Origin of the sequence: Streptomyces sp. NPDC004609 (assembly GCF_042873655.1) — a bacterium.
Taxonomy (GTDB): domain Bacteria; phylum Actinomycetota; class Actinomycetes; order Streptomycetales; family Streptomycetaceae; genus Streptomyces.
The window spans coordinates 1-11169 of sequence record NZ_JBIALS010000075.1 but is presented as its reverse complement, the minus strand read 5'-3'; the positions used below and the strand labels follow the sequence as shown (position 1 = coordinate 11169).

Below are 11169 nucleotides of genomic sequence, written 5' to 3'. Positions count from 1 at the left end.
CTCCGGCACAACGCCCGCGATGCCACCCGCCCTCTCGCGATCCTCACCATCCCGTGATCAAAACCAGGACACACCGGCTTCACGCCGAAGCCCTGACGTAAAGGGCGAAACCTCGCGGAACTCGATGATATACCGTCACCGAAAGGCATACGCACACTGGCCACTTCTGCGGGAAAGGTGAAGTTTGTCCGACTGCATTGTTTGTGGAGCACCGAATTTTCGACCTGCCCGAACTCGCGGAGGTGGAATGCGTCCCCCAACGACCGACCGGTAACCCCGTGACGAGGGTACGGGGATGGGCTACAACCACACCCGTCTTTCCCTGGTTCAGCCACTGTTCTTGGGTCGGTACATCGTGTTCAGCCTGCTGGGCCTGGCGCTGCTGATCGGGACGGGGCTGGGGGCTGCAGTACGAGCGGCCACGCCTCGGTTTCCGAGAGGATCCATGTGGATCCTGCCTGTCGTGGTCGCCTTAGTGATGGTGGTGCTGCTGCCGCAGTCGCCGGCCAAGCGATCCCCGGCGAGCCGGGTGGACGATGTCTTGGCGGTGGCGGCAGACGTGCGGCGGCTCAAGCAGACAGGGGACGCAGTGCTCTTCGTGCCGGCAGCGCGGCGTGACACCAAGCTGGTTTCCCCCGACACCTTCACCGGTCTGCGGGACATCGCCCTGACGGAGAGCCCGGAGGAGTCCGGGACGCTCAAGGGAGTGGAGGCCGACCCGGCTCGGATCAGGACCGCGATGCTGTCCCAGCGGCGGATACTGCTGGTCACGGATGCGAGGGAGGTGGCGAAGCCGGTTCCGGCCAAGCGGGACAGGGTGAAGACCTCCGTGCTGAAGGAGTGCTTCGTAGTGGTGGCGGACGAGCAGGTCCGCGGGCGGCGAGTGACGGTGTACGAGCGGCTCCGACCAGCTCAACGCCCTACCGAAAAGCTCTGACGGAGTAGGCCCGCCAGGATGTGCCGGACCCGGGCATCGATCACGGGACCGCCGGCAATCCCGTCGGGGCCATGGCCTGGAGGAGAGTTACCTGTTCCCATGGGGTCGTCCCGCCCGGCAGCACAGACTGCTGAGACTCGCGGGAGAGACAGGAGGCCTCCGGCCTTCTCGGCTCGGCAGCCGGCTCGGGAAGTTCGGTCAGTGCGTACATCGGACGGAAGAGGGCGGCGGCGAGGCCGCGGGCGAGTGGTGGCCACTCGCCGGGACCGGGTCCGGCCACGCAGGAGAGCGCCCCACCGCCCGGTTCCGGCGGCGAGGCGCACTCCCGTACGGGAACAGCGGCGCGGACTCGCCGGGCGACGACCGGGTGGGCGTCCGCGCGGACGCCCACCCCCGGGACGGGTCAGCGGGCTCGTGCCTCCTCCCGCGGCGGGACGGTCAGCTCGCACCGGCCCTCGTCCGTACAGGACCGGCGGAGCCGCCCCCGGGACACCGTCTGGGCCAGGCCGATCAGCCAGCACATCGGGCAGCCGCGCAGGGCCAGGAGCCCGGCGGGGGCGAGGAGGAGGCTGAAGGCGCCGATCACGGGGAAGAGCAGGAACGCGCCGGCCAGGGCGCCGAACCCGGTCGCGCCGCGGGCCAGGTGGCGGGGCAGGGACGAGCTGGCGAAGCCCCGGCTCTCAGTCATGGGTTCCTCCCCGCGTGGCGGCGAACGTGTCACCGAGTGTGTGGCGGACCGTCGCGCGGGCGCGGTGCAGCCGGGATTTCATGGCGGCCGTGCTCAGGCCGAGCGCGGCGGCCGTCATGGGCCCGCTGAGGCCCTGGACGTCACGCATGATCAGGACGCGGCGCTGATCGGCGGGAAGGGCGGCGATCGCGGCGGCGACCCGGTCCGCCTCCAGCCGTGCGAGGACCTCGTCCTCCGCCGACGGGACAGCGCCGTCGGGGACGTTCGGCGGCCCGTGAAGCAGCTGCCGTGACCGCCGCAGGCACTCGTTCCGGACGATCCGGAACATCCACGACGCCAGCGCACCGCTCGCGCGCAGCATGCCGATCTTCCGGTACAGGATGATCAGCGCTTCCTGCGCCGCGTCCTCCGCGTCCTGGGGCGAGGCGCACAGCGAGCGCGCGAACCGGCGTACATGCGGGTGCGAACCGGACACCAGCGCGGCGGTCGCCTCGACGTCCCCCTCTCTCGCGGCGGCGATCAGTTGCTCGGCGGGCCAGCTCGGATCAGCCACGCCCGCGCCCCCGGCGGCGCGCGACGAGCAGCACGACGGAGCAGACGCAGACGAGGACAAGTACGGCGGCGACGGCGATACCGGTGTTCATGGGACCTCCCAGTCGAGTACCGACTCTGTCATCGGCACATGAAGAGGAGCGCGCTCGGGGCGGAAAGGATTCACACCGGTTCACATCGGCTCACATCGGCCGCGATACTGCGCCTCCGTGTGCCTTTCGGTCGCCTCCGGGCTCATCGGTTCGCCGCCGAGGTGTGCGGCACCTGCCGGACGTCGTACAGCGAGTGGCTCAGAAGGCGAACGAGGCGCTCACCGGCAGATGGTCGCTTCCGGTGGCGGGCAGCGTCTCCGCGGACACCGGCCGCAGGCCCCGGGCGAGAACGTGGTCGATCCTGGCCACGGGGAACACGGCGGGCCAGCTGAAGCCGAACCCGTCTCCCGCCACCGCCTGCGCGGACACCATGGTGCGCAGGAGGGGGGCCAGCCCGCGGTCGTCCGGTGTGCCGTTGAAGTCGCCGACGAGGAGAAGCCTCGCCGAGGAGTCCCCGTCGACGGCCTCCTTCAGGAGCCGTGCCGCGGCGTCACGGCGGCCGGTGGTGAATCCGGAGCCCGGGGTCACCCGGACCGAAGCGAGATGTGCCACATAGACGGTGACGGGGCCCTTCGGCGTCGCCAGCGTGGCCCGCAGGGCACGCGGCCACGGCATGATGTCCACCGGTTCGGCCGCCGACATCCCGTACGTACTCCACAACCCGACTCCGCCCTGGACCGTGTGGTGACGGTACTCGGGAGCAAGCACCCGGTCGAACGTCTCCTGCGCCGCCGGGGAGAGTTCCTGGACCGCGATCACCTCGGCGCCCGTATCGGCGAGCCTGCGGGCCGTGCCCTCGGGGTCCGCGTTGTCGGCACCCACGTTGTGGCTGACCACGGTCAGCTCCCCGCCCGCTTCCCGCTTGTCGGTGAGCGAGCCGCCGAACAGGACGAGCCAGGCCAGTACGGGGAACGCGACCGCGACGAGAGCGAGCACCGAACGGCGGACCAGCGCGAGCACCAGCAGGAACGGAACCGCCAGCCCCGACCAGGGCAGAAACGTCTCGACGAGGCTGCCGGACTGTCCGGTGCCGTCGGGCAGGAGGGGGTGGGCGAGCAGTGCGGCCCCGTACAGGGCGGTCAGCGCCGCCACCCATCTGCCCCTGCCCCAGTCGACCGTGCGGGAGCCCCCGGCCGCCGGGCTCTCCTCGGTGGGCGGGGAAACCTCCCCGGTCATCGCGAACCGCCCCCGTTCGCCGCGCGCCGGGCCGCGGCGGCGAGCTCTTCGGTGGTGTCGAAAGCGGCCTGGAGCCCCTGCGCGGGTGTGGTGTCCGGCCTCTGGTGCAGTACGACCCCGAGGATCAGCCCCGGCGACTCCCCGTCCCCGCTGCCGTCTGCCTCTCCGGTGGTGGCGGCCCACATGAGGGCTCCGCCGGCGGGGGTGCTCGATCCGGTCTTGACGCCGATGATGCCGGAGGTGCCGAGGAGCCTGTTGGTGTTGGAGACGGTTCCGGTGACGCCCCCGACGGTGACCTCGCGGGTGGCGACGATCGCCCTGAAGACCGGATCCCGCATCACCTCCCGGGCGAGCCGCAGCTGGTCGTCGGACGTGCTCGTGGTGGTCGGCTCGAAACCGCTCGCGCCGGTGTACACGGTGCGCTTCATCCCGAGGTCCGCCGCGGCCCGGTTCATCTTCGCCACGAAGGCGCTCTCACCGCCGGCGTCCCAGCGCGCCAGCAGCCGGGCGATGTTGTTCCCGGACGGGAGGAGCAGCAGCTCCAGCAGCTGCCGCTGACTCAGCCGCTGACCGGCTTCGACCCGGACGGTCGACTCGTGGACGGAGCCCGACTCGTCCTCCGCCTGCTGGTCGACGGTGACGAGCGGCCCGGACTCCCCCTCCCGGAGCGGATGGTTCATCAGAACGACCCGCGCGGTCATCACTTTGGCGACACTGGCGACGGGTACGGGTTTCTGCTCGCCGCTCGTCCCGGACCTGCCGCTTCCGGTGTCGACGACACTCGCCTGGCCTCCCTTCGGCCACGGCAGCGACAGGGAACCGGTGGCCCCGCCGCTCCCGGGCGCGCCGCCCCGCCCGGACCCGCCGACGACCGCCCACCCCCCGAGCGCGGTGAGGACCAGAGCCGCCACCGCGCCCCACACCAGAAGGACGGGCACCCGGGCCACGGGCCGGGGCTTCGGGGACGGACCATAAGGGGACCGGTCGTACACAGCTGCCTCCGGGGGACGGGTACGCCGGGATGCGTACCCGTCCACCCTGGTGGGGAGGTGTGTCCGTACCGGCAGGACCATTCGTCCGCCGCCGCTCGACCGTGTGTCCGCCGTGTATCAGGCCGGGGGCGCGTCCGCTCCCGGAAGGCACAGGACGGCGATCGCCCCGCCGTCGTCCGCGTTGGCGAAGCGGAGCGCGGCGCCGATGACCCGGGCCTGCCCCAGCGCGATGGTCAGCCCCAGACCGTGGCCGTGCCCGCGCTCCGCGGCTCCGGTGCGGAACCGCTGCGGCCCCTCCGCCAGCAGATGGCCGGGGAAACCGGGACCGTGGTCGCGTACGACCACCGTCGTACCGTCCACCCGGACCTCGACGGGCCCGCGGCCGTGGCGGTGCGCGTTGAGCACCAGGTTGGCGATGATGCGGTCCAGACGGCGCGGGTCGGTCGGGACCCGCTGATCGCGCACGACCGTCGTCAGAGTCCGCAGCCCGGTCCGGGCCACCGCCTCCTCGACGACGCTGCCCACGGGAACGGACCGCAGGTCGGCGTCCTCCGCCCCCGCGTCCAGGCGGGAGATCTCCAGCAGGTCCTCGACCAGTCCGCGCAGGACGCGCACCCGGTCCCGTACCAGATCGGTCGCCCGGCCCTCGGGCAGCAGCTCGGTGGAGGTGACCAGGCCCATCAGCGGCGTCCGCAGCTCATGGGCGACATCGGCGGTGAACCGCTGCTCGCCGAGAAGCCGCTCCTGGAGGGAGTGGGCCATCGAGTCGACCGCCCCCGCGATCTCGGTGATCTCGTCACCGCGCCGCCCGCCCGCTCCGGTGCGGGCGTCCAGGTCGCCGTCCGCGATACGCCGGGCGGTTCGCGCGACGCGGCGGAGGCGGCGGTTGGGCAGTTCGGCGACGACGAGGGAGAGGGGGACGATCACGATGAGGGTCGCCGCCGAGACCTTGACGATGGTGCGGTCCAGGGCGGCGAGACTCCGCTCCTCGGGGCCCATGTTCACCTCGACGGCGATCACCACGTCGTCCGAGCGCTGGGCCGCCCACATCCACGGGCCGTGGCGGCGGTCGGTGTCGTACCAGGAGGCGGGCCGCTCGAACTGCTCCAGGCGGCGGAGCAGTTCGGGCGGCATCTCCAACGGATCGACCACGGCCCCCGTCGCCGCGGTACCGCCGCTCCGCCGGTACTCGGCCACCGTGGACTCCAGCGTCTCCAGGGCCCGGCCCTCACCCTCCGAACGGAACCGCTCGGCGGTGGCGCGGTGCACGAGGACGCCCACGGCCAGGGCCACGGCACAGGACGCCGCGACCACCAGCGCGGCGATCTTCCACCGCAGCGATCTCCAGTTCCCCAGGCTCCGCCACACCGACGCGGCCGTGTCCCGCGCGCCGGTCACCGTCAGCGCCGCAGCTTGTAGCCGAAGCCGCGGACCGTTTCGACGCGGTCCGCGCCGATCTTCCTGCGGAGCCGCTGCACACACAGGTCGACGACACGGCTGTCGCCGTCCCATCCGTAGTCCCACACGTTGCGCAGCAGCGTCTGCCGGTCCAGGACGATCCCGGGGTGAGCCGCGAACTCCAGCAGCAGCCGCAGTTCCGTCGGCGCCAGCGCGACCCGCTCACCGCCCCGGAACACCTCCAGCCCCCGGGTGTCCACCGACAGGTCGCCGAAGACGAGCAGGTCCCGGCCCGGTGCCGCCCGCTCCGCCCCGGAAGAGGCGGGGGTGAAGGTGGTGCGCCGGAGCAGGGCGCGGATCCGTGCCACCAGAACGGGGGTGTCGACGGGTTTCACCACATAGTCGTCGGCGCCCGCCTCCAGGCCCGAGACCACGTCCAGCGAGTCGCCGCGGGCGGACATCATGAGGATGGGGGCCTGGCTGATCTCCCGCACTTTCCGGCAGAGACCGATGCCGTCCAGCTCCGGCAGCATCACATCCAGCAGCAGCAGGTCGGGGGTGTGGTCCCGGAACATCTCCAGCCCCGTGAGGCCGTCGGCGGCGGACCGCACCCGGTAGCCGTAGCGTTCCAGTGCCATCGAGACCGAGGTACGGATCACCTCGTCGTCCTCGACCAGGACCACGACCGGAGCCCGCGGGGACGGCTCCGTACCGCCCCGGGAGCCGGGCACGATGTCTTCCTGCGATTCTGCGGACACTCCGGACCTTCCCCACGCACCACATCCGTCACCGAATCCCCCATACTGCCTTGCCGGCCGCTCGCCGCACGATTCGGGGTATGTCCGCCTTTTCGGCTGCTGTGGGCGGAATTGCCGGGCCGGGCCGGCGTGCCGGTCGGATGTCGGTACGGGAACGGGTCCCGGCACCGGCCGAGGGAGAGGCGCCCCTCTCCTGACACACGCGCCAGCGGCTGGACGTGCCGAGCAGGCCACCCCGCTCCCCGGGGAAGAGGCACCCGTGCGTCGCCGCGCCGAACTCCTTTCCCCGGCGTCCCGGAACAGATCGGCCATCTTCATCGCGGCCTCTTCTGTCGGGAGCCGTCGCCGACGGCCTGGGACCCGAAGCGCTGCCGTCACCCGGCTCCAGCCCAGGGCAGCAAGGAGGATTGCCGGTAGGATAGGTAGCATGAGCGAGCCTACCGGCAAGTACTCGATCACCATGCCGCGCGATATCGCCGAGGCCGCCAAGGCCCGCAGCGGGCCCTCCGGTCTGTCCGCGTACGTGGCCGCCGCTGTCGCCCGCCAGATCGAGCGCGACAATCTGAACGAGATCATCCAGGTCGCCGAAGCCGAGCACGGCCCCATCACCGATGAGGAGATCCAGTCCGTGCGCGACCAGCTCCACCGAGCCCGGAACGAGCAGGCAAAGGGTGGAGCGAACGCCGCGTGACCCGCTCCCCCGCCGCTCCCGGCGGCACGCTCGTACTCGACAGCGAAGGGCTGGCCAAGGCGGTCCTGCGCGACCGCACCGTCACCACCTGGCTCGCCCTGGCCCGCACCGACGACCTCCGCGTGATCACCTCGGCGGCCACCCTGGTGGAAGTCGTCCACCCCCGGATCAACCGCCCCGCCCTGGAGTGGACCCTCTCGCGCATCGTCGTAGAACCGGTCACCGAGGCCGTCGCCCGCCACGCGGCAACCCTCCTCGCGAGCGCCGGCCTGCACGGCCACAAGTACGCCATCGACGCCATGCTCGGCGCCACCGCCCTCGCCGCACCCGGTCCCGTCACGATCCTCACGTCCGACCCCGAGGACCTCACCGTGCTCTGCGGCGGCCAGGCCACCACCATCCGAGTCTGACCACGCGTTCTTTCTCGGGACACTCCCGCCCTGAGCCTGGAGGGCGCCGGCAGGAGCCGATGACGGCGTGGTCGCGCCCTTGCCCTGTGCGGAGCCGAAGCGCTGTCCGCACTGGATGCCGGCCGCGCGGCCCGGTTGGGCGAGGCGGATGAGTTTGGTGTCCATGGCGTCCCGCCGCTTCTCGTCGTCCTTACCGGCGGCGAGGAACGGTTCGGCGACTTCGTCCGCCACGACCGCGATCGGTACCGGCCGCGGGTTCTCGGGCAGGCCCCGGACATCCGAGGCGAGCACGGCGTCCGTACCCGTACGTCGTACCGTCCCGACGGAACGGAACCGGGCCCCCATCTCCTCCGGGAACCCGTCGAGAAACCCCTTGCGGGAATACCCCCCGGGGGTATGCTGTTCTCGCGGGTGTCCGACGACGGACGTCCTTGGAAGACGCGTCACACAGCACGCATCACACAGGTGGAGACACGATGAACAGCAGTTCCGGCCACGACATGACCAGCCACGGCGGCCACGGCGGAGCCCGTCCCGGCGGGCTGTCGGTCTCCGAGAGCGGGTACACCCTCGATCTCGACTCGACGATCCTCTCCGCCGGGGCGCAGGCGGTCACCTTCCGGGTGACCGGTCCCGACGGACGGCCGGTGACCGAGTTCACGCCCGAGCACGAGAAGGAACTGCACTTCATCGCCGTCCGGCGCGACACGACCTGGTTCCAGCACGTGCACCCGGTGAGGGACGAGAAGGGCACCTGGAGCGTCGAGCTGACCCTGGAACCGGGAGACTGGAGGTTCTTCGCCGACATCCACCCGGTCGGCCACGACGGGACCATGACGCTGGGGATCGACGCCTCGGTGGCCGGGCGGTACGACCCGCAGCCGCTGTCCGAGGACACTCGCACCGCTCACGTCGGCGAGTACACCGTCACCCTCGACGGCGAACTCCTGCCCGGCGAGGCGAGCGACCTGACGCTCACCGTCAGCCGGAACGGGCGGCCTGTCACGGACCTGCAGCCCTACCTGGGCGCGTACGGGCACCTGGTGGCGCTGCGGGTCGGCGACCTGGGCTACCTCCACGTCCACCCGGAGGGCGAGCCCGGTGACGGCACCACCGAGCCGGGGCCCGGGATCACCTTCATGGCCGCCGCGCCGTCGGGCGGCACCTACCGCCTCTACCTGGACTTCCAGCACGAAGACGTGGTCCGGACGGCCGAGTTCACAGTGCGGACCACCGCGCCCACTCCCCGCTCGGACGCGGCATCCGAGGCCGCACACGAGCACATGAGCCACCGCCACAACGGCCACGCACACCACTGAACAACTGCTTCGGTATACGGCGCGGCCAAGGGGCGCTCCACGAGCCGAGCGCCCCGCCGCCCCCGGTACATCCTCCCATCCGGAAGGACCGTCATGCCCCGCCTGACCCGACTCACGCCCGAAACAGCGGTCGGCGCCTCGCGCGACCTCCTCGCCGAGCTGGTCTCCCGCCACGGCCGGATCGGTGACATGGTCGCCACGATGGCGCACTCGCCCGCCGTTCTGGGCGGCTATCTACAGCTCAGCCGGGCCATGGGACGAGCCAAGCTCGACCGCAGGATCAGCGAACGGATCTCGATCGCCATCCAGGTTCTGCAGGGCTGCGGGCTGTGTCTCGACGCGCACGTCAGCGCTGCCCGCGCGATGGGAGTGGACGAGGAAGAGATCGCGCGAGCCCGCGCGGGCACCTCGGCCGATCCCGCGATCGCGGCGATCATCGCCCTCGCCCTCCAGGTCTACCGCGAGCCGACGTCGATCACCGACGAGCAGGTCATCGCGTTGCGTGAGCACGGCTACGGCGACCGCGCGATAGCCGACGTCGTCGGCGTCGTCGCCCTCAACATCCTCACCGGTGCCTTCAACCTGCTCGCCGGCCTCACACCGGAGAGCGGCACCGATGCGTAGAGACATCCCGGCCCCCCTCTGTGGGGCACGGCCTCCGGCCCGAGGCCGTGCCCCGCCGCATGGACATGGAAGGAACACGCCATGCGCCTGTTCGCCATCCGCGACTACCGCCACCTGTTCAGCGCCCAGGTCATCGCCCTGTTCGGCACCGGGCTGACGACAGTGGCCCTCGGACTGCTCGCCTACGACCTCGCCGGCCCGCGCGCCGGCACGGTCCTCGGCACCGCCCTGACCGTCAAGATGGTCATGTACGTGGTCATAGCCCCCCTCACCGCCGCGTACGTCGACCGCTTCCCCAGAAGAACCCTCCTGGTCCTCCTCGATGTGGTGCGCGCCGCGGTGGTCCTGGCGCTGCCGCTCGTCACCGAGGTCTGGCACATCTACGTCCTGATCGGCCTGCTCCAAGCCGGGTCCGCGGCGTTCACCCCGACGTTCCAGGCCGTCATCCCCGACATCGTCACCGATGAGTCCGCCTACACGCGCGCCCTGTCCGCCTCCCAGGTCGCCTACACCATGGAGAGCCTGCTCAGCCCCGTGCTGGCGGCGGTCGCCCTGGCGTTCATGAGCTTCAACTGGCTGTTCCTGGGCACCTCCGCCGGATTCCTCCTCTCCGCCCTGCTCGTCCTGTCGACGCGCATCCCCGACGCCCGTCCCAGTGCCCACACCCAGGCATGGGACAAGGCGGTGGCAGGGGTCAGGACGTTCCTCGGGACGCCGCGGCTGCGCGGCATCATGGCGCTCAACCTCGTGGTGGCGGCGGCAGGATCGATCGTCGTCGTCAACACCGTCAACTACGTCCGTGACGAGCTCAGCGGCTCGCAGTCGGACGTGGCGTGGATGCTCGCCGCCTCCGGCGGCGGAACCCTCCTGGCCGCGCTCGTGCTGCCCCGCGTGCTCGACCGGATCGCCGCCCGCACCGTCATGGTGACCGGCGCCGGAGTCCTCGTCGGCGGCACGATCGCCGCGGTGGCTCTCCTCGCGGCCGGCCTGACCACATGGACCGGTACGGCGATCGTCTGGACCGTGATCGGCATCGGCATGGCGCTGATCGTCACACCGACCGGCAAGGTCCTGCGCGCCTCCGTCGAACCGAACGCGATCCCCGGTGCCTTCGCGGCCCAGTTCTCCCTGTCGCACCTGGCCTGGCTGATCACCTACCCCATCGCGGGATGGCTCGGTACGAACGCCGGCTTCGCTCTCGCCTGGTCCGTCCTCGCGGCCCTCGCCGGGGCGGGCGCCATCGGCGCCCTCCTCCTGTGGCCACGCCACGACGGACGGCGAGCCGTGTCCGGACCCGCGACGCCCGTCCGGCCCGCGCCCCGGACGGACAGGTCCACCCTGTCCAAGGCCGCGTAAGACGCTCTGGCGGTTTGCGTCGCGCGGCACACGCTCCTGGTCCGGCGCACGGAAAGGGGGGGGGGGGGGGGGCGCGCGGGGGGGGGGGGGGGGGGGGGGGGCGGGGGGGGGGGGGGGGGGGCCCCCCCCCGGGGGGCGGAGGGCTTCAGGCCCGGTGCCGCGCCGTTCGCCCGCTC

General features: G+C 71.7%; 11 protein-coding genes and 1 pseudogene. 6 read left to right on the top strand and 6 right to left on the bottom strand.

The window, feature by feature from the left end; all coding sequences use genetic code 11:
* Window positions 1–316 precede the first annotated feature (316 nt).
* Window positions 317–937 (top strand): annotated as a pseudogene (locus ACFYT4_RS35545) (hypothetical protein); the annotation flags it as partial.
* 403 nt (window positions 938–1340) lie between these two features.
* Here the strand turns inward: ACFYT4_RS35545 and ACFYT4_RS35540 are convergent.
* The 6 genes from ACFYT4_RS35540 to cseB form a co-directional block, all read right to left on the bottom strand.
* Window positions 1341–1625 (bottom strand): hypothetical protein, encoded by a 285-nt coding sequence (locus tag ACFYT4_RS35540; RefSeq protein ID WP_389278869.1) that lies wholly within the window; start codon window positions 1623–1625, stop codon window positions 1341–1343.
* Window positions 1618–2178, bottom strand: coding sequence for an RNA polymerase sigma factor (locus ACFYT4_RS35535; RefSeq protein ID WP_389278866.1), 561 nt, complete (start codon window positions 2176–2178; stop codon window positions 1618–1620). Before ACFYT4_RS35535 ends, ACFYT4_RS35540 begins: the two co-directional genes overlap by 8 nt.
* A gap of 289 nt (window positions 2179–2467) precedes the next feature.
* On the bottom strand, window positions 2468–3445 hold the full coding sequence (locus ACFYT4_RS35530; protein WP_389278863.1) for an endonuclease/exonuclease/phosphatase family protein: 978 nt from the start codon (window positions 3443–3445) through the stop codon (window positions 2468–2470).
* Window positions 3442–4383, bottom strand: coding sequence for a D-alanyl-D-alanine carboxypeptidase family protein (locus ACFYT4_RS35525; protein ID WP_389278860.1), 942 nt, complete (start codon window positions 4381–4383; stop codon window positions 3442–3444). The genes ACFYT4_RS35530 and ACFYT4_RS35525 overlap by 4 nt, the downstream gene beginning before the upstream one ends.
* Before the next feature lie 171 nt (window positions 4384–4554).
* Window positions 4555–5835 carry an ATP-binding protein gene (locus tag ACFYT4_RS35520; protein WP_389278857.1) on the bottom strand — a complete coding sequence of 427 codons (1281 nt, stop codon included), beginning with the start codon at window positions 5833–5835 and terminating at the stop codon, window positions 4555–4557.
* 2 nt (window positions 5836–5837) lie between these two features.
* Window positions 5838–6566: a two-component system response regulator CseB gene (gene cseB / locus ACFYT4_RS35515; RefSeq protein WP_389278871.1), complete on the bottom strand. Its 729-nt coding sequence runs from the start codon at window positions 6564–6566 to the stop codon at window positions 5838–5840.
* A 454-nt stretch (window positions 6567–7020) separates the two neighbouring features.
* On the opposite strand from cseB, the gene ACFYT4_RS35510 reads away from it, so the two are divergent.
* From ACFYT4_RS35510 to ACFYT4_RS35490, 5 genes are all read left to right on the top strand, one after another.
* Window positions 7021–7284 (top strand): CopG family transcriptional regulator, encoded by a 264-nt coding sequence (locus tag ACFYT4_RS35510; protein ID WP_389278854.1) that lies wholly within the window; start codon window positions 7021–7023, stop codon window positions 7282–7284.
* The gene (locus ACFYT4_RS35505) at window positions 7281–7694 is read left to right on the top strand and encodes a PIN domain-containing protein (RefSeq protein WP_389278851.1); all 414 of its coding nucleotides are present in this window, start codon (window positions 7281–7283) and stop codon (window positions 7692–7694) included. The genes ACFYT4_RS35510 and ACFYT4_RS35505 overlap by 4 nt, the downstream gene beginning before the upstream one ends.
* Before the next feature lie 476 nt (window positions 7695–8170).
* Window positions 8171–9013: a hypothetical protein gene (locus ACFYT4_RS35500; protein ID WP_389278848.1), complete on the top strand. Its 843-nt coding sequence runs from the start codon at window positions 8171–8173 to the stop codon at window positions 9011–9013.
* Between the two features lie 93 nt (window positions 9014–9106).
* Window positions 9107–9637, top strand: coding sequence for a carboxymuconolactone decarboxylase family protein (locus tag ACFYT4_RS35495; RefSeq protein WP_389278845.1), 531 nt, complete (start codon window positions 9107–9109; stop codon window positions 9635–9637).
* Between the two features lie 81 nt (window positions 9638–9718).
* On the top strand, window positions 9719–10993 hold the full coding sequence (locus ACFYT4_RS35490; RefSeq protein WP_389278842.1) for an MFS transporter: 1275 nt from the start codon (window positions 9719–9721) through the stop codon (window positions 10991–10993).
* Window positions 10994–11169 lie beyond the last annotated feature (176 nt).

Coding starts and splice junctions, on each gene's coding strand:
- ACFYT4_RS35540 (WP_389278869.1), bottom strand. CDS start 1,625: ATGACTGAGAGCCGGGGCTTCGCCAGCTCGTCCCTGCCCCGCCACCTG.
- ACFYT4_RS35530 (WP_389278863.1), bottom strand. CDS start 3,445: ATGACCGGGGAGGTTTCCCCGCCCACCGAGGAGAGCCCGGCGGCCGGG.
- ACFYT4_RS35510 (WP_389278854.1), top strand. CDS start 7,021: ATGAGCGAGCCTACCGGCAAGTACTCGATCACCATGCCGCGCGATATC.
- ACFYT4_RS35500 (WP_389278848.1), top strand. CDS start 8,171: ATGAACAGCAGTTCCGGCCACGACATGACCAGCCACGGCGGCCACGGC.
- ACFYT4_RS35495 (WP_389278845.1), top strand. CDS start 9,107: ATGCCCCGCCTGACCCGACTCACGCCCGAAACAGCGGTCGGCGCCTCG.
- ACFYT4_RS35490 (WP_389278842.1), top strand. CDS start 9,719: ATGCGCCTGTTCGCCATCCGCGACTACCGCCACCTGTTCAGCGCCCAG.